Origin of the sequence: Variovorax sp. SRS16, assembly GCF_901827165.1 — a bacterium.
Lineage (GTDB): Bacteria > Pseudomonadota > Gammaproteobacteria > Burkholderiales > Burkholderiaceae_C > Variovorax.
Genome location: NZ_LR594666.1, coordinates 4,011,532 through 4,032,487, shown reverse-complemented (window position 1 = coordinate 4,032,487; position 20,956 = coordinate 4,011,532). Strand labels below are relative to the sequence as shown.

Genomic DNA, 20,956 nt, shown 5'->3' with positions numbered 1-20,956 from the left:
CGGGGAACGGGCCCACACTGGGGCCAGACCAGAGATGCAGCAAAGGAGCCCGAAATGATCCGCGTCGATCCCACCCTTCGTACCGGCGAACCGCCGGACGACGAATCCGATGACGCCCTGCTCGGCGACGGCTTCGATTCACCCGATGCCGACGAGGCCGAAGTCGAGGCCGAAGCCGAGACCACGGACGAACTCTCCGAGGAAACCGGCATCGACCTCACCGACGCGAGCGACCTCGACGCCGATCACGTGCCGGCCGACGAGGACCACGACCGCGTGATGCAGGCGCCCGACTGAGTGCCCGCGCCGCGCCCGGCGTGCGCGCCTTCAGGCTTCGAGCGTGAACCCGACCTTGATCGTCACCTGCCAGTGCGCGATCTTGCCTTCGACCACATGCCCGCGGGTCTCGGTCACCTCGAACCACTGGATGTTGCGCACCGATTCGCTGGCCTTCGCGATGGCGCGCTGGACCGCGTCGTCGCTGCTGGTGGGCGAAGAGCCGGTGAGCTCGATCAGCTTGTAGACATGGGTGGACATGGCGCGCTCCTTGGAATGAAACCCGGTCCGCACCATCATAGGCACATGCCTGCGTCATGGCGCATCTCGTGAACCCGTCCCCGACTCCCCCCACATCCTCGCCCGACGCTTCGGTGCCGCCGCTGTCGGCGCGCTGCTGCATCGCCGGCGGCGGCCCGGCGGGCATGATGCTCGGCCTCCTGCTCGCGCACGCCGGCGTCGAGGTGATCGTGCTCGAGAAGCACGGCGATTTCCTGCGCGATTTCCGCGGCGACACGGTGCATCCGTCGACGCTCGATGTGATGGCCGGCCTCGGCCTGCTCGATGCCTTCCTCGCGCGGCCGCACGACGAGGCGCGCCAGCTCTACGCGACGGTGTCGGGCCAGCGCATGCGGCTGGCCGACTTCACGCGGCTGTCCACCGCCTGCCCCTTCATCGCGCTGATGCCGCAATGGGACTTCCTCGATTTCCTTCAGGACGAGGCCAGGCACCACCCAGGCTTCCATTTGTGGATGAACGCCGAGGCGACCGGCCTGAGCGAGCGCGACGGCCGCGTCACGGGCGTCCAGGTGCGCACGCCGCAAGGCCTGCAGCACATCGCGGCCGACCTGGTGGTGGCCGCCGACGGGCGGCATTCGGCGATGCGCGCAGCGGCCGGCTTGAAGGTGCGCGACATCGGCGCGCCGATCGACGTGCTGTGGATGCGTCTGCCGCGCGCACCCGGCGATCCGAGCGACTCGGGCGGCTTCATCGATGCCGGCCACTTCATGGCGACCATCGGCCGCGATACCTACTGGCAATGCGCCTACGTCATCGCCAAGGGCGGCATCGCGGCGATCCAGGCGCGCGGGCTCGAGGCCTTTCGCGCCGATGTGGCGGCGGCCGCACCCTTCCTGGCCGATCGCGTCGACCGCATCGCGAGCTGGGACGACGTCAAGCTGCTCAGCGTCACGGTCGATCGTCTCGAGCAATGGTGGAGGCCGGGGCTGCTGTGCATCGGCGACGCTGCGCATGCGATGTCGCCGGTGGGCGGCGTCGGCATCAACCTCGCGGTGCAGGATGCGGTGGCCACGGCCAACCTGCTGCGCGACGCGCTGGCGGATCCGGGCGTCGGCGCCGATGCCATCACGCCGCTGCTCGCGCGCGTGCAGGCGCGGCGGCTGCTGCCCACGCGCGTCACGCAATGGGTGCAGGTCGCCATCCAGGATCGGCTGCTCACGCCGGTGCTGCAGAGCGGCGCGCGCGCACAGCCCTTCGGCGTGCCGTGGCCGCTGCGGCTGATGCAGCGATTTCCGATCCTGCAGGGCGTGCCCGCGTATGCCGTGGGTGTGGGCGTGCGGCCCGAACGCGTGGCGCCGCCGCGCCGCTGAGCGCGAGGCTTTCTTTTCTACTTCGCGCCGCCGGTGTACCGGGTGACGCTCTTGGCGCTGATGTCGTAGCCGCTCACGCCCATCATCGAATCGTTGCGCTGGGTCTGCAGTCGGCCGGTGACCCAGACAGTGTCCATGGCGCGGAACTTCGCGCCCTGCGCGCGCACGTGCAGGATCTGGTTGGCGGGCGGCGGCGGCGTGTGGATGCAGGCGCCGAAGTAGGGCACCAGCAGGAACTCGGTGACCTCGCCCTTGTCCTCTTCGAGCGGCACGACGAAGCCCGGGATCCGGATGTCGACGCCGTTCATCGCCGGGTTGGTCGGCGCGTTGTTCGAGGCTTCCTGCAATTTCATGAGCAGGTCGTTGGCGCGTGGGTCGCTGTCGTCGAGCTGGCTCAGGTCCATGCCCTTCAACGCCTTCATCGGATCCCAGTCCTTGGGCACCAGCTCTTCCCACGCGATGAGCCGCGGCTCGCCCGGCGCGGCCTTGGCAGCGGCTGCCTTGCCGCCGATCGGGTTGGTGGGCGAGGTGGCCTGCGGCGCGGGATCGGCCGCGAAGGCGCTGGCAGCGAAGACGGCGGCAGCGAATGCAGCAAGAGGCAGACGCAATGTCATGGTTCAGATTCTCGGAGAGAGGCCGTCGGACAACGAAAGCCGGTACGCGCGTATCCCCGGCAACAGGCTGGCCAGGAAGCCGGCCACGAGCAGGCTCGCCACCAGCAGCCCTTCGTTCAGTGTAGGCGCCGACAGCGTGAGCGCGAGTCCGAATTGCGATTGCAGCCACGGCGAGAGCAGGGCGATGCCGAGCACGGCAAAGACGATGCCGATCGCCACGCCCAGCCCCGTGACCAGCGCGCCTTCGAGTGCCAGCAGCGCCAGCACGTGGCGCAGGCTGGCGCCGACTGCACGCAACACGGCCAGCTCGCGCCGGCGTTCGTCGAGGCCCGCGAGCACCACCGACACCAGCCCGGCCAGGCTGACCAGCGCGACCAGCGCCGACATCAGCAGCAGCGCGTTCTCGCCGATGCCGACCACGCTCCACAGCTCGTCGAGCGCAACGCCGGGCAGGATCGCCATCAGCGGCTCGCCGGCATAGGTCGAGACCCAGCGCTGCACCGCGAACACGGCCGCGCGGTTCTTCAGGCCGACCAGCGCCGCGGTCACGTTCTTCGGCGTGAGGTCGAACTTGCGCACCTGATCGGCCGATATCTTCACGCCCGGCATCGGCGCGCCGCCCACCCATTCGAGATGGATCGCTTCCATCGCCGCCAGGCCGATGTGCACCGTGCGGTCGACCGGCGTGCCGGTGCGCGCCAGCACGCCGACCACCGTGAAGGGCTTGTCGGCATGCTCGGCCACGTTGAGCTCGCCGCTGCCGTGCGAGAGGATGATCTTCTGGCCGACGTGGTAGCCCAGCTTGTCCGCGACCTCGGCGCCGATGACCGCATCGAACAGATCGCTGAAGGGCCTGCCCTCGCGCATGCGCAGCGGCTGGCGGTTGCCGTAGCGGAAATGCTCGAAGTAGTCGGGCGTGGTCGCCAGCACCGCGAAGCCGCGGTGCGAATCGCCGAGCGAGAGCGGCACGACCCAGGCCACGCCCGGATGCGCGGCCAGCGCCTGCACGCTCTTCCACTGCACGTTGTTGGTGGCCGCGCCGATGCGGAACACCGAGTACAGCAGCAGCTGCGTCGAGCCGGTGCGCGCGCCCACGATCAGGTCGGTGCCGGAGACGGAGGACGAGAAGTTCTCGCGCAGCTCGGTGCGGATGCGCTCGACGCCCAGGAGCAGGAAGGTCGACAGCGCGATCGAGAGCACGGTGAGCGCGAGCGTGAAGCGGCGGTTCCAGGCGCTGCGCCACGCGATGCCCAGCAGGGCCCTCATGGAAGTGCCCCCTGCGTCGCGCGGTTGATCTGCGGCAGCAGCACGTGGCGCCCGAAGCGCGCCGCGATGCGCTGGTCGTGGCTCACGAACACCAGCGCGCTGCGGTTCGCCTCGCAGGCCGCGAGCAGCACGTCGAGGAAGGCTTCGCGGCGGTCCTCGTCCAGCGCCGAAGTGGGCTCGTCGGCGATCACCACTTCGGGATGGCCGATCAGTGCGCGCGCCGCGGCCACGCGCTGCTGCTGGCCGACCGACAGCCGCATGGCCTGGCGCGGCCAGAGGCTCCGGTCCAGGCCCATGCGCTCGAGCAGCTGCTCGGCCTGCGCGCGCGCCGGGCCGTCGGTCGAGGCCTGCGCCATGCGCCGCGCCGAGAAGCGGCAGGGCAGCATCACGTTGTCGAGCACGCTGAGATAGGGCAGCAGGTTGAACTGCTGGAAGATGTAGCCCACATGTGCGACGCGGCAGCGGTCGCGCGCGGAACCCGAGAGCTCGGCCCAGTCGTGGCCCAGCAGCGTGATGCGCCCCGCGTCCGCCACCAGCACGCCGGCCAAGAGCGACAGCAGCGTGCTCTTGCCGCAGCCGCTCGGCCCGTGCAGGAACACGGCCTCGCCGGCGCTCACCTCGAGGTGTTCGATGTCGATGCAGGGCACGCCGGCACCCGGCCAGCCGAAGCGCAGCGATTCGGCGACGAGCAGCGGGGTCACGAAGAGATCACTTGCCCCAGGTCAGTCGCGTGGTCGGCCGCTTGAGCGTGCGCTTGAATTGGCCCTGCGGCGCGGCGATCTGGACGTCGATCTGCCGGATGCCCTTGAAGGCATCGAGCAGCGCGACGTCGATGAACTTGGTCGCCTGCGCATTGGTGCAGTTGAAGGCGAAGGTGCCGTCGAGGTCGGCATGGCCTTCGGCGGCGTCGGCGTCCGCCTTGCCCAGGCCGAGCGCCGCGGAGCGCAGCGTCACCGGGCCGAGCTTGCAGTTGGCGCCGGGGTCGATCCTGAACAGCTGGTCGGCCGCGCGCAGCTGGGCGACGGCGTCGTCTGCGGTTTTCTTTTCGGCATCGGTCTTCGGTGCGTGCTCGAAGCCGATGAAGTTGTCGAGCGGCGAATCCATCTCGATGACCACGGTCGGGCCGTCGATCGCGACATCGAGCCTGAGCTGGCCGTGCACGTGCGCATGCTGTGCCTGCTGCGCGATGGCCGCGATCGGCAGCGCGAGCAGCGCAGGCAGTGCGAAGGTGGAAAGCAGCCGTGCAGGATTCATGCGTTTGCGCCTTGCCGGGTCGGCAGCCCCGGCGTGTTGCTCCATTCGCTCCAGCTGCCGGCATAGAGCGCGGTCGACCCGAGGCCCGCGATCTGCATTGCGAGCAGGTTGGGCAGCGCGCTCACGCCGCTGCCGCAATGGTGGACGACCGTGGCCGGATCCCGGCCCGCCAGCAAGGTCTCGAACTCGGCGCGCAACTGGGCGGCCGGCTTGAATTTGCCGTCGGGGCCGAGGTTCTCGGTGAAGGGCCGGTTCAGGGCCCCGGGGATGTGACCTGCGATCGGGTCCAGAGGTTCCACCTCGCCGCGATAGCGCGCAGCGGCACGCGCATCGATCAGCGTCTGGTCAGACTGGTCGAGCCGCGCGAGCACGCGCTGCGTGTCGGCGAGCACCACCAAGGGCGCAGCGGCCACGAAGTTGGATTGGAAGCGCGCGGGCTCGTCGCCGCTGGCGACCGCGCCGCCCGCGGCCTGCCAGGCCTGCAGTCCGCCGTCGAGCACGGCCACGGCCTCGTGGCCCATCCACTTGAGCATCCACCAGAGGCGGCCGCAGTAGTTGGCGCCGTTGCGGTCGTACACCACGGCCTGCATGCCGTTGGCGAAGCCGATCGACGACAGCCAGGCCGCGAACTTCTCGCGGCTCGGCAGCGGATGGCGGCCGCCCGATGCGGGCAGGCCCTCGTCCTGCGCCACCACCACCTCGCCGTGCGCGCCCGGCATGCCGTGCTTCGCGCTGAGGTCGGTGTCGAGGTCGGCGTAGAGCGCGCCGGGAATGTGTGCCGCGCGGTAGTTCTGCGCGCCGGCCTCGGGCTTCATCAGCTCGAAGCTGCAGTCGAACACCATCAGCGGCGCTGCGCTGCGCTGCAGGGCGGTCAGTTGCTCGGCGGTGATCAGGGTCGTGTACATGCGAAATCCTTCAATGCTCTTCGGCCGGCGCCTTCGGCAGCGATCGCTGGCGCAGCACGGTGGCCGCGATGCCGCTGAAGACGATCAGCACCATGCCGGCCCAGCCCATCGCGTCGATGCGGTCGCCGAACAGCAGCACGCTGTACATCGCGCCGAAGACGATGCCCGAATACTGCAGGTTGGCGACCAGCAGCGTCCCGCTCTCGGTCTTGGCGCTTGCATAGGCGCGCGTCATGCACAGCTGGCCCACCGCCGCCAGCACGCCCACGGGCGCGAGCCACAGGGCATGCATCCAGGTCCATTCGGCCCACGGCGTGGCTTCACCGAGCAGCGTGGCCAGGCCGCCGGCGATCGCCGAGCCCACCGCGAAATAGAACACGGTTCGCTCCTCGGGTTCACCGAGCCGCGAGAGTGCCACCACCTGCATGTAGGCAAAGGCGGCCGTGAGGCCCGACATCAGCCCGACCAGGCCCGCGAAGCCCTGGCTGTCGTTGACGTTGGGCTTGAGCATCAGCACCACGCCGACGAAGCCCGCAAGCACGGTGAGGATCAGCGGCCCCTGCAGCGGCGGCCGCGGCAGGCTGCCGTCGCGCCCGGGCACCGGCATCCAGGCCAGCAGCGTGCCGCCGATCAGGAAGGCGGCGATCCAGACGCTGCTCATGTAGTTGAGCGTCATCGCGGTGGCCAGCGGCATGTGGGCGATAGAGTAAAACCACGCGCCCATCGACACCACGCCGATCAGGCTGCGCCAGCCGTGCATCAGCGGATAGCGCGTGCCCAGCGAGACGCCGCGGCTGCGCGCCAGCGCCCACAGGAAAAGGATGCCGATCAGGCCACGGTACAACACCAGCTCGGCACTGGAGAACCAGGCCGAGGCGATCTTGACGCACACGCCCATGGTCGCGAAGACCAGTGCGCCCAGCACCATCCAGAGTGCCTGCATCGCCTCAGGGGCTCTTCATCTCGCGGCGGTACCATTCGTGGAACTGCTGCATGCCGTCTTCCATCGGGCTCTGGTAGGGGCCGCTCTCGTCGTCGCCGCGCTGCATCAGCGCGCGGCGGCCGGCGTCCATGCGCTCGGCGATCTCGTCGTCCTCGGCGCAGGTCTCCATGTAGGCGGCCTGCTGGGCTTCGATGAATTCGCGCTCGAAGGCGACGATCTCCTCGGGGTAGAAGAACTCGACCATGTTGAGCGTCTTCTGCGGGCCGACCGGATGCAGCGTCGAGACGGTGAGCACGTGCGGATACCACTCGACCATCACATGCGGGTAGTAGGTGAGCCAGATCGCACCGTACTTGGGCGGCTTGCCCTCGCGGTACTTCAGCAACTGCTCCTGCCAGCGCTGATAGATCGGGCTGCCGGCGCGGCCGAGGCGGTTGGCGACGCCGACCGTCTGCACCGAGAAATGCCGGTTGAATTCCCAGCGCAGGTCGTCGCAGGTGACGAAGCTGCCGAGCCCGGGATGGAAGGGGCCGACGTGGTAGTCCTCGAGGTAGACCTCGATGAAGGTCTTCCAGTTGTAGTTGCACTCGTGCAGCACGACCCGGTCGAGCGCGTAGCCTTCGAAGTCGAGGTCGGCGCGCGGGCCCAGGCTGGCGAGGTCGGCCGCGACGTCGCGGCCCTGTCCGCGGGCGTTCTTCTCGAACAACAGGCCGTTCCACTCGGTCAGCGGGTAGTTGTGCAGGTTGAGGCAGGGATCCTGCTCGAAGTGCGGCGCGCCGATCAGGGTGCCGGTGCTGCGCGGATCGGCCGCGGCATAGGTCCAGCGGTGCAGCGGGCAGACGATGTTGCCGCCGCCCTGCGCGTCGAGGCTGCCGCGGTCCTTCAGGATCAGCGCCTGGCGATGGCGGCACACGTTGGAGATCAGCTCCACGCCCTTGGGCGTGTGCACCAGCGCGCGGCCCTGCTGCTCCTGCGGCAGGGTGTGGAAATTGCCCGGCTCGGGCACCGCCAGCCGGTGGCCGACATAGCGCGGGCCCGCGGCGAAAAGCGTTTGCAGCTCGCGGGCGTAGAGCGCCTCGTCGAAATACGCGGAAACCGGAAGTTGGCTCGAGGCCTGCTGCAGTTGAAGACTTAAATCAGACATGGGTGACCTGACCAAGCTCCCCACAGGGAGAGAAGGAAAAACGGAAGGCTGCCGTCGAAAGGTGCTGAACGGCCCGAGGAATTGCGCCGGTGCGATCGGCCAGGGAAGACCAGGATTGTAGCCGTCCTAAAATGCCCTGTTTCATCCCCGATCCCCGAATGCCCAAGGTGCCTTCCTCCTCCCCGCCGGGCCAACCCCCTGCACCCGATACGGGCCCGCTGCCCCCCACCTACGAAGCCGGACTGCAGGAGCTCGAACGCCTGGTGGCCGAGCTCGAGTCGGGCCAGCTGCCGCTCGACCAGTTGCTCGGCAGCTACCAGCGCGGCGCCGTGCTGCTGGCCTTCTGCCGCGACCGGCTGCAGGCGGTCGAGGAACAGATCAAGGTACTCGACGCCGGCAGTCTCAAGGCCTGGACGGCGGAATGAGCGGCGCGCCATTGCTGCATTGGGACGCTGCGCGGCTCGCCGCGTGGAGCGAACCGCATCTGGCCACGGTGGAGGCCGCGCTGTCGGCCTGGGTCGGCGTCGATGCGCCGCTCGAACTCGGCAACCCGATGCGCTATGCGGTGCTCGACGGCGGCAAGCGGCTGCGTCCGCTGCTGGTGTTCGCGGCCAGCGAAGCCGTCGGCGGCAACGCAGAAGCTGCGCTGCGCGCTGCCTGCGCGGCCGAACTGATCCATGCCTATTCGCTGGTGCACGACGATCTGCCGTGCATGGACAACGACGTGCTGCGCCGCGGCAAGCCCACGGTGCACGTGAAGTTCGGCGAGGCCGATGCGCTGCTCGCGGGCGATGCGCTGCAGGCGCTGGCCTTCGAGCTGCTCACGCCCGAGGGCGACGCCGTGGCGCCGGCCGTGCAGGCGCGCCTGTGCGGCCTCCTGGCACGCGCGGCCGGCGGGCAAGGCATGGCCGGCGGCCAGGCGATCGATCTGGCCAGCGTCGGGCTCGCGCTCGACGAGGCCCAGCTGCGCGAGATGCACCGCCTCAAGACCGGCGCGCTGCTGCAGGGCAGCGTCGAGATGGGCGCGGCCTGCGGCGGCCCGATCGCGGCCGGAGCGCTGGCGGCGCTGCGCGACTACGGCGCGGCCATCGGCCTTGCGTTCCAGGTGGTCGACGACATCCTCGACGTCACGGCCGATTCGCAGACGCTCGGCAAGACCGCCGGCAAGGACGCCGCGAGCGACAAGCCCACCTACGTGTCCCTGCTCGGCATCGACGGTGCGCGTGCGCAGGCCAGGGAACTGCTGGCCGATGCACTGGCCGCGCTGGATCGCAGCACACTGGCCGACACCGGCGCGCTGCGCGCGCTGGCCCACATGGTCGTCGAGCGCGACCGATAACAACAACAAGACGTTTTCCATGGCCCCGCTGCTTCCCACGATCCACGATCCCTCCGTCCTGCGGCAGTTCGACCGCGCCCAGCTCAAGCAGCTGGCCGACGAGGTGCGCACCTGCGTGCTCGACAACGTGTCGCGCACCGGCGGCCACCTGAGCTCGAACCTCGGCACGGTCGAGCTCACGGTCGCGCTGCACCACGTGTTCAACACGCCGCACGACCGCCTGGTGTGGGACGTGGGCCACCAGACCTATCCGCACAAGATCCTCACCGGCCGCCGCGAGCGCATGCCGACGCTGCGCCAGCTCGGCGGCATCTCGGGCTTCCCGCAGCGCAGCGAGAGCGAGTACGACACCTTCGGCACCGCCCATTCGTCGACCAGCATTTCGGCCGCGCTCGGCATGGCGATGGCGTCCAAGCAGAAGGGCGAGGACCGGCACGCGGTCGCGATCATCGGCGACGGCGCGCTCACCGCCGGCATGGCCTTCGAGGCGCTCAACAACGCGGGTGTCTGCGACTGCAAGCTGCTGGTCATCCTCAACGACAACGACATGTCGATCAGCCCGCCGGTCGGCGCGCTCAACCGCTACCTCGCGCAGCTGATGAGCGGCAACTTTTATGCCGCCGCCAAGAACGTCGGCAAGAGCGTGCTGCGCGCCGCACCGCCGCTGTTCGAGCTGGCCAAGCGCCTCGAGCAGCATGCCAAGGGCATGGTGGTGCCGGCCACGCTGTTCGAGCAGTTCGGCTTCAACTATGTCGGCCCGATCGACGGCCACGACCTCGATTCGCTGGTGCCCACGCTCGAGAACCTCAAGCACCTGCACGGCCCGCAGTTCCTGCACGTGGTCACCAAGAAGGGCCAGGGCTACAAGCTGGCCGAGGCCGACCCGGTGGCCTACCACGGGCCGTCCAAATTCGATCCGGCCGTCGGCCTGGTGAAGCCCGCGACCGCGCCCAAGCAGACCTTCACCCAGGTCTTTGGCAGCTGGCTGTGCGACATGGCCGCGCAGGACGGCCGGCTGGTCGGCATCACGCCGGCGATGCGCGAAGGCTCGGGGCTGGTCGAGTTCGAGAAGCGCTTTCCGGGCCGCTACTACGACGTCGGCATCGCCGAGCAGCATTCGGTCACCTTCGCGGCCGGCCTTGCGTGCGAGGGGCTCAAGCCGGTGGTCGCGATCTACTCGACCTTCCTGCAGCGCGCCTACGACCAGCTGATCCACGACGTCGCGATCCAGAACCTGCCGGTGGTGTTCGCGCTCGATCGCGCCGGTCTGGTGGGCGCCGACGGCGCCACGCATGCGGGCGCCTACGACATCGCCTTCCTGCGCTGCATCCCCAACATGAGCGTTGCCTGCCCGGCCGACGAGGCCGAGTGCCGGCGGCTGCTCACCACGGCCTACGAGCAGAACCATCCGGTCGCGGTGCGCTATCCGCGCGGCGCGGGCGCGGGCGTCACGCCGGCGCTCACGCTCGAGGGCCTGCCCTTCGGCAAGGGCGAGGTCCGGCGTGAGGGGAAGCGCATCGCCATCCTCGCCTTCGGCACGCTGCTGTATCCGGCGCTGAAGGCGGCCGAGGCGCTCGACGCCACGGTGGTCAATATGCGCTGGGCCAAGCCGCTCGACGTCGAGTTGCTGCTGAAGGTCGCGGCCACGCACGAAGCGCTGGTCACGGTCGAGGAGGGCGCCATCATGGGCGGCGCCGGCAGCGCCGTGCTGGAGGCGCTGCAGGCCGCGCGCATCGACAGGCCCGTGCTGCAGCTCGGCCTGCCCGACCGCTTCATCGAGCATGGCGATCCGGCCAGGCTGCTGGCCGGCATCGGCCTCGATGCGGCGGGCATCGAGCAGTCGATCCGCAGCCGGTTCGTCCAGGCGGCCTGAGATTCCGATTCCGCACGGCCGCGTTGCGGCGTGCGGGCCGGCGCCGGGCCGTGGCGCGCCCACCGCGGCGCGCGCAACAACGCGTGACGCCCGGTTATTTTGTGTCACAGCGTGAGGTATTTCGGCGCGGCGTGTCCTCCTGCCTCGCCGATCGGGCGTTCAGCAGATTGCCCCTTCGCCTCGTGTCCGAATACCCCATCGATCCTCTCCCGCTCCGCAGCCTGCCGAAGCTTCGGCCGGGCCCCTGGTGGCCGCGCCTGAAGCCATGGCTGATGGCGGCGCTCGGCATCGTCCTCGCCATCGCGATCGGCGTTGCGCTGCACCGGTTGCTGCATGAGGTTCGCTACGACGATGTGATGGCCGCGGTGCAGGCCACGCCGGGCTCGAACATCGCGCTCGCGATCGCGGCCACCGCCGCGAGCTACTTCGCGTTGAGCGGCTATGACGCCTCGTCGCTGAGTTATGCCCGCGCCAAGGTCGCGCGCTCCACGGTGCTGCTGACTTCCTTTGTCGCCTACGCCCTGTCCAACACCATCGGCCTCGGTCCGCTGACCGGCGGCGCGGTGCGCACGCGCATGTATGCGGCCGCCGGGCTGGAGCCGCACCAGATCGCGCAGGTCATCGTCTTCAACGCCGCCGCCTTCGGCCTGGGCATCGCGGCCTTCGGTGCGCTCGGGCTGCTGTGGGGCGCGCACGAAGTGGCGCCGCTGCTGCACGTGCGGCCGCTGGCGCTGCGCGCGCTGGCCGCGGCGCTGCTGATCGCGCTGGCCGCCTTCCTCTGGCTGTGCGCGCGGCGGCGCGTGCTGCATCTGGGCGCGCAGCGCACGCTGCGGCTGCCGCAGGCGGGCCTGGCCTTGCGGCAGCTCGTGATCTCGGCCGTCGAGCTGGCCGCCTCGGCCGCGGCGCTCTGGTTCCTGCTGCCCGCCGACCGGATCGCGCTGCCCACCTTCGTGATCTTCTATGCGATCGCCATCACGGCCGGCATCGCCAGCCATGTGCCCGGCGGTGTCGGCGTGTTCGAGGCGGTGATGCTGCTGGCCGGCGGCTCGCACGTGCCGACCGGGGCGATGCTCGGCGCGCTGGTGCTCAACCGCGGCATCTACTACGTGCTGCCGCTGGTGGTGGCCAGCGCGCTGATCGTGGTCTACGAACTGCGCTCGGGCGTGGCGGCACCGATCGGCCGCGCGGCGGTGCGACTGAGCCCGCGGCTGATGGCCGCGCTGACGCTGGTGGCGGGCGGGTGGCTGCTGGTCTCGGGCGTCACGCCGCTGACGGAGGATGCGAAGGAGATCCTCGCCGCGCTGAACGTGCCGCTGCCGCTCATCGAGGCCTCGCATTTTCTCGGCAGCGTCGCCGGGCTCGGCCTGGTGCTGGTGGCGCGCGGCCTGCTGCACCGGCTCGATGCCGCGTGGTGGGCGGCGCTCGGGCTCTCGATCGTCGCCCTGGTGCTGGCGCTCCCCAAGGGCTTCGCGCTGCACGAGGCCGCGCTGCTGTCGGCGATCGCGGTGCTGCTCTTGATCTCGCGCCGCCAGTTCGACCGGCCCTCGACCCTGTTCTCGCAGCGGCTGGAACCCGAATGGCTGCTGGCGCTGGCGGGCGTCGTCGCGGCCTGCATCTGGGTGCTGTTCTTCGCCTACCAGGAAGTCGGCTACACCAACCGGTTGTGGTGGGAGTTCGAACTCGACGCGCAGGCGCCGCGCTCGCTGCGCGCGCTGCTGGGCGTCGTGCTGGCGGGCCTGGCCTTCGGGCTGTGGCAGTTGCTGCGGCCGCCGGCGGGCGCGGTGGCGCTGCCTTCCGACGAGGAGATCGAACGCGCCGCCGCCATCGTGCGTGCCGGGCCCGCGTCCGACGGCTGGTATGCGATGACCGGCGACAAGCACCTGCTGTTCTCGCCATCGGGCCGCAGCGTCCTGATGTTCGGCAAGCACGGGCGCTCGTGGATTGGCCTGTTCGGGCCCTTCGGCGATCCGCGCGAGTGGTCCGACCTGGTGTGGCGCTTCGTCGAACTCGCCAGCGCGCACGGCGGCCGGCCGGCCTTCTACCAGGTGCGTCCGGCCGCGCTGCCGCTGTACCTGGACTGCGGCCTGCATGCCTTCAAGCTGGGCGAGTACGCGCACATCGAGTTGCCGGGCTTCAGCCTGAAGGGCGCCAGGCGCGCCAACCTGCGCTCGGGCATGAACCGGGGCGAGCGCGAAGGCCTCGGCTTCGAGGTGCTGCCGCCCGCCGCGGTGGGCGCGCTGCTGCCCGAGTTGCGCGCGGTCTCCGATGCCTGGCTCGAGCGCCAGAAGACGCGCGAGAAGGGCTTCTCGGTCGGCAGCTTCAACGCGCGCTATCTGGCGCAGCTTCCGGTCGCGGTGGTGCGCCGCGAGGGCCGGATCATCGCCTTCGCCAACCTGCTGGTCACCGCGGCCACGCAGGAGGCGAGCGTGGACCTGATGCGCTTCGTGCCCGATGCGCCGCCGGGCACGATGGATTTCCTGTTCGCGAAAGTGGTGCTGCACCTGCAGGCCGAGGGCTACCAACGCTTCGGCCTCGGCATGTCGCCGATGGCGGGCATGACCACGCGCCGGCATGCGCCGCGCTGGCAGCGCGTGGGACGGCTGCTGTTCGACTACGGCGAACGCTTCTACGGTTTTCGCGGGCTGCACAGCTTCAAGGACAAGTTCGAGCCGGTATGGGAAGCGCGCTATCTCGCCGTCCCGGGCGGCGTGACGCCGCTGTTCGTGCTGCTCGACCTGGCGGCGCTGGTCGGCGGCGGCATCAAGGGCGTGGTCTCGAAATGAGCCGGCGCATCCTGCGTGCATGCCGCCTGGCGCTGGCCGTCGCGTGGGTGATGTGCGCGACCTTCGCAGCGAGTTGCGCGCAGGCGCAGGCGGTGCCGCACACGGTCTCGCACGGGCAGTTCGAGAACGTGCTGGTGTTCCCGCCGGCTGGCACGGTGCAGCAGTTCGTGCTGCTGCTGTCGGGGCAGGCCGCGCCGAGCGGCGACGATCGTCAACTGGCGCAGGCGATGGCGGCCAAGGGCGCGATGGTGGCGGTGGTGGCGCTGCCGCCGTTCTATCGCCGCATCGCGGCAGCCAGCGCCACATGCGTCTATGCGGCCGGCGCGATCGAGAACCTCGCGCGCTACGTGCAGGCCTTCGAGAAGCTGCCGACCTACATCGCGCCGATGCTGGTGGGCACCGGCGATGGCGGATCCTTCGCCTATGCGCTGCTCGCGCAGGCGCCGGCCGACACCTTCACCGCGGCGCTGTCGCTCGGTTTTTGCCCGCGCCTGTCGCTCGGGATGCCGCTGTGCACCGGCAACGCGCTGCAGTGGCGCAAGGCGGGCGGGGGCAGCGTCGATCTGCAGCCGGCCGCGAAGCTCGCGGCGCCGTGGACGGTGCTCGAAGCCGGCAGCGATCGCGCGTGCGCGGCCGATGCGAAAGCTTTCGTCGAGCACGTGCCGCAAGCGAAGTGGATGCCGCAGGATGCGGCCGTGTCAGCATCCCATCCATCGGCGGCTTTCGAGGCCGGCTACGACGCGCTGGCCTCGCACCGGGCGGCGCTCGACGTGCCGCCCTCGCAGCTCGCCGATCTGCCGATCGTCGAGGTGCCCGCGAGCGGCGCGGGCGCGCGCTTCGCGGTGCTGGTGTCCGGCGACGGCGGCTGGGCCAGCATCGACAAGCACATCGCCGCGGCGCTGGCGAAGGCGGGCATCCCGGTGGCCGGCATCGACTCGCTGCGCTACTTCTGGACCGCCCGCACGCCGGAAGGCACGGCCGTCGACCTGGACCGCGTGATCCGCTACTACGCGGCGCGATGGCAGCGCAGCGAGGTGATCCTGATCGGCTATTCGCAGGGCGCGGACGTGCTGCCCTTCGCCTACAACCGGCTGCCGCCGCGCACGCGCGCCAGCGTGCGGCTGACCGCATTGCTCGGGCCGGGGCGAAAGGCCTCGTTCGAATTCCATGTCGCCAACTGGATCGGCGCGCGCGGCGATCGGCCGATCGCGCCCGAGGTCCGCACCATGCCGCCCGCCGGCACGCTGTGCGTCTACGGCGCCGACGAGCACGAGGATGCGCTGTGCCCGCAGCTCGCACCCGGCGAAGCCCGCGTGCTGGCGCTGCCGGGCGGGCATCACCTGGGCGGCGACTACGAGGCGCTGGCGGCGCGCATTCTCGCGGCGGTGCCGCGCTAGCGGCCGCCGCCCTCAGCCGCCGAGGTACGCGTCCTGCACCTTCGGATTGCCCAGCAACTCGTGCCCGCTGCCGGTCAGCACGATGCGGCCGGTCTCGATTACATACGCGCGGTCGGCGATCTTGAGCGCCTGGCGCACGTTCTGCTCGACCAGGAAGATCGTGAGGCCGGCCTTGTTGATCTCGCGCAGCGTGCGAAAGATGTCCTGCACGATGATCGGTGCCAGCCCCATCGAGGGTTCGTCGAGCAGCAGCACGCGCGGCTTGGCCATCAGGGCGCGGCCGATCGCGAGCATCTGCTGTTCGCCGCCCGAGAGATTGCCGGCGAGGCCGTCCGAGCGCTCCTTCAGGCGCGGGAACAGCGTGTAGACATGCTCGAGCGCATCGGCGCGCTGAGCGCGGCCGTCGCGCCGCGTGTAGGCACCGAGCTCGAGGTTCTCGCGCACCGTCAGCGTGGTCAGCGTGGCGCGGCCTTCGGCCACCTGCACCATGCCGGCGCCGACGATCTTGTGCGGCGACAGCGTGCTGAGGTCACGCCCGTCGAGCACGACGCGGCCCGCCGCCTTCTTCACCAGCCCCGACAGCGCGAGCAGCGTGGTCGACTTGCCGGCGCCATTGGCGCCGACCAGCGTGGTGATGCGGCCTTCGTTCAGTTCGAAGTCGATGCCCTTGACGGCCTCGATGTGGCCATAGGCGACCTTGAGGCCTTCGACTTTGAGCAATGGGGTGTTCATGATGCAGCCCCTTCGCTCGTCGCTTCGTCTTCTTCGCGGCCGAGGTAGGCCTCGATCACCTGCGGGTCGTTGCGGATCTCGTCGGGGCCGCCGCGCGCGATGATGCGGCCGAAGTTCAGCACCGCGATGTGTTCGCACAGGCCCATCACGAAGCGCATGTCGTGCTCGATCATGAAGATGGTGTAGCCGCGGCCCGCGATGTTGCGGATCTCGTGCATCAGGTCGGTCTTCTCGGTGCTGTTCATGCCGGCCACCGGCTCGTCGAGCAGGAGCAGCTTCGGCTCGGTCGCCAGGGCGCGCGCGAGTTCGAGCTTGCGCTGGTCGCCATAGGAGAGGTTGTCGGCAACGTCCTCGCTCTTGTGGTCGAGCTTGACCCACGACAGCAGCTCGCGCGCCCGGTCGCGCGCGCGGCGCTCCTCGCTGCGGAACAGGCCGGAGGAGGCGAGCAGGCCGAAGGCGCCGTAGCGCAGCTGCGCGTGCATGCCGACCATCACGTTCTCCAGCAGCGACATCTCCTTGAAGATGCGGATGTTCTGGAAGGTGCGCGCGATGCCGCCGCGCGTGATCTGGTGCGGCTTCATGCCTGCGAGGTCGCGGCCTTCGAAGCGGATCGTGCCGCCGGTCACGGGCAGCAGCCCGGTCGTGAGGTTGAACACCGTCGTCTTGCCGGCGCCGTTCGGGCCGATGAGCCCGAACACGCCGCCTTGCGGCACGTCGAGGTGGACTTCCTGCAGCACCTTGAGGCCGCCGAAATGGCGCGAGACGCCGTCGAGCGAAAGCAAGGGCGTGCTCATGCCGGCGCTCCCGCCTTGCGCCCGAACCAGTGCCGGAACCGCGCCGGGTCCCAGATGCCCTTCGGCAGGAAGAGCACGATCAGCACCAGGATCACGCCGTTCACCACCAGCCGGAAATCGCCGAAGCCGCGCAGCGCCTCGGGCAGGATCGTGAGGATCATGCCGCCAAGCACTGGCCCGGTGAGGCCGTTGATGCCGCCGAGCACGGTCATCGTCAGGATGTCGACGCCGCGGTCGAAGCCGAACTCGTTCGGCCCGATGAAGAAGGTCAGGTGCGCGTTGAGCGCGCCGGCCAGGCCGGCGATGGCCGCGCCCAGCACGAAGGCCAGCATCTTGTGCGCGCCGACATCGATGCCCATCAGGCCGGCGGCGGTCTCGTCTTCCTTGATCGACTCGAAGGCGCGGCCGATCTTCGAGCGGCGCAGGCGCCACAGTGCCAGCAGCACCAGCACCACTGCGAGCGCGACGTGCCACCACTGCGTCGATGGCGGGATGCCGTTCAGGCCGAGCGCACCGCCGGTGAGCGATTCGGCATTCAGGATCACGATGCGCACCACCTCGCCGAAGGCCAACGTCGCCATCGCGAGGTAGACGCCCGACAGCCGCAGCGTCGGCTTGCCGATCACGAAGGCGGTGAATGCCGGTGCCGCCATGCCGGCCGCGATCGCGACCGGAAAGGGCACGCCATAGCTCATGGTGAGGATCGCCGAGGTGTAGGCGCCGATGCCCATGAAGGCAGCGTTGGCGACGGTCAGCATGCCGCAGGCGAGCGTGAGCCAGATCGACAGCGCCAGCAGCGCGTTCGTGCCCAGCGTGAGCACCAGGTTGCTGTAGACCTGCCAGAAGTTGTTGAGGGCGTCCATCAGACTTTCCGTTCTTGCAGCGTGCCGAACAGGCCCTTGGGGCGCACGAGCAGGACCAGGAACAACAGGCCGAACGCCACCGCGTCGCGCATCGTCGACCCGATGTAGGCCACCGACAGCACTTCTGCGAAGCCGAGGAACAGGCCGCCCAGCATCGCGCCGCGGATGTCGCCCATGCCGCCGAGGATGATCACCGCGATGCCCTTGTGCAGCATCGGCTGGCCCATCAGCGGGAACACGGCGTTGGAATAAAGGCCGATCAGCACGCCGGCCAGCCCGCCGAGCGCGGCGGCCGCGAACGAGGTCAGGTAGAACAGGCCTTCGACGTTGATGCCCAGCAGGTAGGCGGCCTTCGGCGACTCGGCGATCGCGCGCAGTGCGCGGCCGAGCTGGGTGCGCTTGAGCGACACCATCAGCACCGCCATCAGCGCGAAGGACAGGATGATGATGCCGAGTTCGAGCGCCGTCAGGTGGATGCCCGCGATGCCCAGCGAATCGCCCGAGATCACGCCGGCCGGAAAGCGGATGTTCTGCGCGCCGAACAGGCCCTGCATCCCGTTGCCGAGGATGATCGCGACGCCGATGGTGGCGATCATCGGGATCAGGTGCGGCGCGTTGCGTGCGCGCAGCGGCTTGAGCACCAGGAAGTCGATCAGGAGGCCGAGCAGCCCGCAGAAGACGAACGCGAACAGCAGGCCCGCCCAGAGCGGAAGCGCGAAGCGCGCCATGATCTCGACCGCCGCATAGGCGCCGACCATGAACACCGCGCCATGCGAGAGATTGATGACGCCAAGCACGCCGAAGATGAGCGTGAAGCCCAGCGCGAAGAGCGCATACACGCATCCGAGCGAAAGGGCATTGACCAACTGCTGTTCAAGCATGGTGATAGCCTTCAAAAAGTAAGAGCATGCGTGTACGTGAGGTGCCGCGGATCTGGCTCAGCCAGTCCGCAGGCACCGCCCCCGGCAGGGGGAAGGCGTAGGCGACACGAAGTGCGCCGCAGCCTGGGGGCGAGCTTATTTCTCGATGACGAAGTCAGCACCCTTCGTGACGCTCACGATGGGCAACTGCTGTGCGTCGTAGCCGGCCGGCTTGCCGGCCTTGTCGGTGGCGCGGCGGAACTGGAACGCGCCGGTGGCACCCGTGTACTTCACCGCCGGCAGCGCATCGCGCACCGCCGCGCGGTCGGCCGTCAGGTTGCCGGAGAGCTTCACGCCCTTCAGCGCCTGCGCCGCGATGTACATCGCGTCGTAGGCCTGGGCGGCGAACTGGTCGGGCGCCGTCTTGTACTTCTCGTTGTAGGCCTTGATGAACTTGCTGTTCTCGGGCGTCGCATTGCTGGCCGACCACGGGCTGCCGACATAGAGGTTGTCGGAATTGCCCTTGGCCAGGTCGAACACCTTGGACGAGTTCATGCCGTTGCCGCCGATGAAGGGCACGTTGAGGCCGAGCTGGCGCGCCTGCACCATGATCGGCGCGCCTTCGGCAAGCAGGGCCGACAGCACGATCGCATCGGCGCCGCTGGCCTTGATCTTGGTCAGCTGGGCCTTGAAGTCGACGTCGCCCTTGGCGAAGGTCTCGGTGGTGGTGACCGGGATCTTCAGGTCGTCGAGCGCCTTCTTGAAGTTGTCGTAGCCGCTCTTGGTGAACACGTCGTCGTTGCCGTAGAGCACCGCGACCTTCTTGATGCCGGCCTTCTTGACCGCGACCTTGATGGTCTCGGGCAGCACGTCGGCTTCGGTGACCGAGTTGCGGAACACGTAGTCGCCGATCGAGGTGATGCCGTCGGCCGTGTTGGAGGTGCCGAAGGCCACCGTCTTGGCGGCCTGCGCGATCGGGTCGGCGGCCTGCGCCGAGTTCGACAGGGTGGGGCCGAACACCATCAGTGCCTGGTCCTGGAAGATCAGTTTCTTGAAGACGTTGATCGCTTCTTCCTTCTTGCCCTGTTCGTCGGCGACGACGAGCTCGATCTTGTTGCCGTTGATGCCGCCCGCGGCATTGATTTCGCCGACGGCGAGTTCGAAGCCGTTGCGGATCGCAACGCCGTACTGGGCGGCGCCGCCGGACAGGGCCTCGGCCACACCGATCTTCAGATCGGCGGCCTGGGCGGCTGTGCAGAGAGCACCGAAGGCGGCGAGCGCGAGCAGCGAGGTCTTGAACGGGAGTTGTCTCATTGGGTGATCTTTCGAGGGTCGTTGGAACGGGGGGCTATTTTATAAGCCGGTGGTGCCACTTTAGGTTTCGTTGGCCGGCAGCTCCGTTTTGCCTTCGCTTGCCAGGGGTGGAAGGCCAAGGAAAATTCGGGTCATCAGGGAAAATGCGCATGCGGAGTCGCGGTAGAGGTGAGAAGGCTTTCACCAAGCGGGTGCGCGGGGATGGACCGTGTCGGCAGGGGACAGGAGCACTTTCGCGCGCGAGGCGGCTCTGGCCGCCGTAGACGAAGGTGCCGGCGGCATCGTAGGTTCCGACGCTCAGGGTGTTGGTGGTACGGAGCGCCGACTCATCGCACGGCGCATCGAGATGGCGAATGCGATGAAGAGCGCCACGACGGGCGTCGGGATGGGGATCGATGCGACCCGACTTATTCTTCGGACTCGTGCCGTATGCCGCGTTCGTCAATCCGGCAACACCATTTCGCTGACCTGGCCCAATTCAGTTTGCTCTTGTTTTTCTCGACCACACCATCGGCAAGCAAGTTGTCGGGCTGGCCGTCCAAACCCGTGTCGTCCTCATAGATATGAACAGAGAGTCCTTCACTCAACAAGACGGTTGCTCCGGACGAATCGGCTCGAGTGTCGGTCTTCGAGAGCAGTAGTTCATCGCCAGAGTGCCAAATGGGGTCATGCTTTTCCTCTCATCAGTAGCGCTTCCAATAGCCTGGTGGAGGGCGATCATCCGGATCGTTTGAGTACACTTCGAGATACGCAGCTTGCGGCATTGCGCCATCCTTGGGGACCTTGCAATCAACGTACCAAGCACGTGCGATGAGACCCAACTTGAGGTTGTCAATGCGATCATCTCCGCCAAAGGCCCCGTGTAATACATGCCTGACGGAGGAAGCCCAATGCGCTGGCGCCCGTTCCTTGTTTGGAGTTCGATCTGCGCGTTGCTCACGGCAACCACCTTGCCGATCACATTTGGATTGCTGGTGCCGGGTCTATAG

20 protein-coding genes are annotated in these 20,956 nt (G+C 68.8%); 7 read left to right on the top strand and 13 right to left on the bottom strand.

Going from position 1 to position 20,956, the window contains the following annotated elements:
* Positions 1-54: 54 nt before the first annotated feature.
* Positions 55-297 (top strand): hypothetical protein, encoded by a 243-nt coding sequence (locus E5P2_RS19575; protein ID WP_162568759.1) that lies wholly within the window; start codon positions 55-57, stop codon positions 295-297.
* Between the two features lie 30 nt (positions 298-327).
* Here the strand turns inward: E5P2_RS19575 and E5P2_RS19570 are convergent, their stop codons facing one another.
* Positions 328-537, bottom strand: a complete 210-nt coding sequence (locus E5P2_RS19570; RefSeq protein ID WP_162568758.1) for a dodecin — start codon at positions 535-537, stop codon at positions 328-330.
* A 68-nt stretch (positions 538-605) separates the two neighbouring features.
* Between E5P2_RS19570 and E5P2_RS19565 the strand changes: the two genes are divergently transcribed.
* Complete coding sequence (locus E5P2_RS19565) at positions 606-1,886, top strand: FAD-dependent oxidoreductase (RefSeq protein WP_269475694.1); 1,281 nt, start codon at positions 606-608, stop codon at positions 1,884-1,886.
* Positions 1,887-1,903: 17 nt separating this feature from the next.
* Here the strand turns inward: E5P2_RS19565 and E5P2_RS19560 are convergent, their stop codons facing one another.
* From E5P2_RS19560 to E5P2_RS19530, 7 genes are read right to left on the bottom strand one after another with little or no spacing between them, the layout of a single operon-like run.
* The gene (locus tag E5P2_RS19560; protein WP_162568756.1) at positions 1,904-2,500 is read right to left on the bottom strand and encodes a DUF3299 domain-containing protein; all 597 of its coding nucleotides are present in this window, start codon (positions 2,498-2,500) and stop codon (positions 1,904-1,906) included.
* A gap of 3 nt (positions 2,501-2,503) precedes the next feature.
* Positions 2,504-3,766, bottom strand: coding sequence for an ABC transporter permease (locus tag E5P2_RS19555; RefSeq protein ID WP_162568755.1), 1,263 nt, complete (start codon positions 3,764-3,766; stop codon positions 2,504-2,506).
* Positions 3,763-4,467 (bottom strand): ABC transporter ATP-binding protein, encoded by a 705-nt coding sequence (locus tag E5P2_RS19550; protein WP_162568754.1) that lies wholly within the window; start codon positions 4,465-4,467, stop codon positions 3,763-3,765. Before E5P2_RS19550 ends, E5P2_RS19555 begins: the two co-directional genes overlap by 4 nt.
* Positions 4,468-4,474: 7 nt before the next feature.
* Complete coding sequence (locus E5P2_RS19545; RefSeq protein WP_162568753.1) at positions 4,475-5,020, bottom strand: DUF2796 domain-containing protein; 546 nt, start codon at positions 5,018-5,020, stop codon at positions 4,475-4,477.
* A complete protein-coding gene (locus E5P2_RS19540) occupies positions 5,017-5,925 on the bottom strand; it encodes a sulfurtransferase (protein WP_162568752.1) in 909 nt (302 codons plus the stop codon). Before E5P2_RS19540 ends, E5P2_RS19545 begins: the two co-directional genes overlap by 4 nt.
* Before the next feature lie 10 nt (positions 5,926-5,935).
* Positions 5,936-6,868, bottom strand: a complete 933-nt coding sequence (locus E5P2_RS19535) for a DMT family transporter (protein WP_174259885.1) — start codon at positions 6,866-6,868, stop codon at positions 5,936-5,938.
* Between the two features lie 4 nt (positions 6,869-6,872).
* Positions 6,873-8,012, bottom strand: coding sequence for an aromatic ring-hydroxylating oxygenase subunit alpha (locus E5P2_RS19530; RefSeq protein ID WP_162568751.1), 1,140 nt, complete (start codon positions 8,010-8,012; stop codon positions 6,873-6,875).
* Positions 8,013-8,170: 158 nt separating this feature from the next.
* Here E5P2_RS19530 and xseB point away from each other — a divergent pair, with 158 nt between their 5' ends.
* From xseB to E5P2_RS19505, 5 genes are all read left to right on the top strand, one after another.
* Positions 8,171-8,437, top strand: a complete 267-nt coding sequence (gene xseB, locus E5P2_RS19525) for an exodeoxyribonuclease VII small subunit (protein ID WP_162568750.1) — start codon at positions 8,171-8,173, stop codon at positions 8,435-8,437.
* Entirely contained in the window at positions 8,434-9,351 is a 918-nt protein-coding gene (locus tag E5P2_RS19520; protein WP_162568749.1) for a polyprenyl synthetase family protein, read from the top strand. The genes xseB and E5P2_RS19520 overlap by 4 nt, the downstream gene beginning before the upstream one ends.
* A 19-nt stretch (positions 9,352-9,370) precedes the next feature.
* Positions 9,371-11,224 carry a 1-deoxy-D-xylulose-5-phosphate synthase gene (gene dxs / locus E5P2_RS19515; protein ID WP_162568748.1) on the top strand — a complete coding sequence of 618 codons (1,854 nt, stop codon included), beginning with the start codon at positions 9,371-9,373 and terminating at the stop codon, positions 11,222-11,224.
* A gap of 167 nt (positions 11,225-11,391) precedes the next feature.
* Positions 11,392-14,007, top strand: coding sequence for a bifunctional lysylphosphatidylglycerol flippase/synthetase MprF (gene mprF / locus E5P2_RS19510; protein ID WP_232080762.1), 2,616 nt, complete (start codon positions 11,392-11,394; stop codon positions 14,005-14,007).
* On the top strand, positions 14,004-15,404 hold the full coding sequence (locus tag E5P2_RS19505) for a virulence factor family protein (RefSeq protein WP_162568747.1): 1,401 nt from the start codon (positions 14,004-14,006) through the stop codon (positions 15,402-15,404). The genes mprF and E5P2_RS19505 overlap by 4 nt, the downstream gene beginning before the upstream one ends.
* 12 nt (positions 15,405-15,416) lie before the next feature.
* Here E5P2_RS19505 and E5P2_RS19500 read toward each other — a convergent pair whose 3' ends face one another.
* The 5 genes from E5P2_RS19500 to E5P2_RS19480 all read right to left on the bottom strand — a co-directional run bounded on the left by E5P2_RS19500 (position 15,417) and on the right by E5P2_RS19480 (position 19,967).
* Positions 15,417-16,136 carry an ABC transporter ATP-binding protein gene (locus E5P2_RS19500; protein ID WP_162568746.1) on the bottom strand — a complete coding sequence of 240 codons (720 nt, stop codon included), beginning with the start codon at positions 16,134-16,136 and terminating at the stop codon, positions 15,417-15,419.
* Positions 16,133-16,930 (bottom strand): ABC transporter ATP-binding protein, encoded by a 798-nt coding sequence (locus E5P2_RS19495; protein WP_443083520.1) that lies wholly within the window; start codon positions 16,928-16,930, stop codon positions 16,133-16,135. Before E5P2_RS19495 ends, E5P2_RS19500 begins: the two co-directional genes overlap by 4 nt.
* Entirely contained in the window at positions 16,927-17,793 is an 867-nt protein-coding gene (locus E5P2_RS19490; RefSeq protein ID WP_162568745.1) for a branched-chain amino acid ABC transporter permease, read from the bottom strand. The genes E5P2_RS19495 and E5P2_RS19490 overlap by 4 nt, the downstream gene beginning before the upstream one ends.
* Positions 17,793-18,674 carry a branched-chain amino acid ABC transporter permease gene (locus tag E5P2_RS19485; RefSeq protein ID WP_162568744.1) on the bottom strand — a complete coding sequence of 294 codons (882 nt, stop codon included), beginning with the start codon at positions 18,672-18,674 and terminating at the stop codon, positions 17,793-17,795. Before E5P2_RS19485 ends, E5P2_RS19490 begins: the two co-directional genes overlap by 1 nt.
* 135 nt (positions 18,675-18,809) lie before the next feature.
* Complete coding sequence (locus tag E5P2_RS19480) at positions 18,810-19,967, bottom strand: ABC transporter substrate-binding protein (RefSeq protein WP_162568743.1); 1,158 nt, start codon at positions 19,965-19,967, stop codon at positions 18,810-18,812.
* Positions 19,968-20,956: the final 989 nt, after the last annotated feature.

Bases quoted from the DNA above. Each gene is read 5' to 3' on its own strand.
- E5P2_RS19520 (WP_162568749.1), top strand. From the start codon at position 8,434: ATGAGCGGCGCGCCATTGCTGCATTGGGACGCTGCGCGGCTCGCCGCG.
- E5P2_RS19480 (WP_162568743.1), bottom strand. From the start codon at position 19,967: ATGAGACAACTCCCGTTCAAGACCTCGCTGCTCGCGCTCGCCGCCTTC.
- E5P2_RS19535 (WP_174259885.1), bottom strand. From the start codon at position 6,868: ATGCAGGCACTCTGGATGGTGCTGGGCGCACTGGTCTTCGCGACCATG.
- E5P2_RS19505 (WP_162568747.1), top strand. From the start codon at position 14,004: ATGAGCCGGCGCATCCTGCGTGCATGCCGCCTGGCGCTGGCCGTCGCG.
- dxs (WP_162568748.1), top strand. From the start codon at position 9,371: ATGGCCCCGCTGCTTCCCACGATCCACGATCCCTCCGTCCTGCGGCAG.
- E5P2_RS19570 (WP_162568758.1), bottom strand. From the start codon at position 537: ATGTCCACCCATGTCTACAAGCTGATCGAGCTCACCGGCTCTTCGCCC.
- E5P2_RS19560 (WP_162568756.1), bottom strand. From the start codon at position 2,500: ATGACATTGCGTCTGCCTCTTGCTGCATTCGCTGCCGCCGTCTTCGCT.
- xseB (WP_162568750.1), top strand. From the start codon at position 8,171: ATGCCCAAGGTGCCTTCCTCCTCCCCGCCGGGCCAACCCCCTGCACCC.
- E5P2_RS19530 (WP_162568751.1), bottom strand. From the start codon at position 8,012: ATGTCTGATTTAAGTCTTCAACTGCAGCAGGCCTCGAGCCAACTTCCG.
- E5P2_RS19490 (WP_162568745.1), bottom strand. From the start codon at position 17,793: ATGGACGCCCTCAACAACTTCTGGCAGGTCTACAGCAACCTGGTGCTC.
- E5P2_RS19485 (WP_162568744.1), bottom strand. From the start codon at position 18,674: ATGCTTGAACAGCAGTTGGTCAATGCCCTTTCGCTCGGATGCGTGTAT.
- E5P2_RS19555 (WP_162568755.1), bottom strand. From the start codon at position 3,766: ATGAGGGCCCTGCTGGGCATCGCGTGGCGCAGCGCCTGGAACCGCCGC.
- E5P2_RS19575 (WP_162568759.1), top strand. From the start codon at position 55: ATGATCCGCGTCGATCCCACCCTTCGTACCGGCGAACCGCCGGACGAC.
- E5P2_RS19540 (WP_162568752.1), bottom strand. From the start codon at position 5,925: ATGTACACGACCCTGATCACCGCCGAGCAACTGACCGCCCTGCAGCGC.
- E5P2_RS19500 (WP_162568746.1), bottom strand. From the start codon at position 16,136: ATGAACACCCCATTGCTCAAAGTCGAAGGCCTCAAGGTCGCCTATGGC.
- E5P2_RS19495 (WP_443083520.1), bottom strand. From the start codon at position 16,930: ATGAGCACGCCCTTGCTTTCGCTCGACGGCGTCTCGCGCCATTTCGGC.
- E5P2_RS19545 (WP_162568753.1), bottom strand. From the start codon at position 5,020: ATGAATCCTGCACGGCTGCTTTCCACCTTCGCACTGCCTGCGCTGCTC.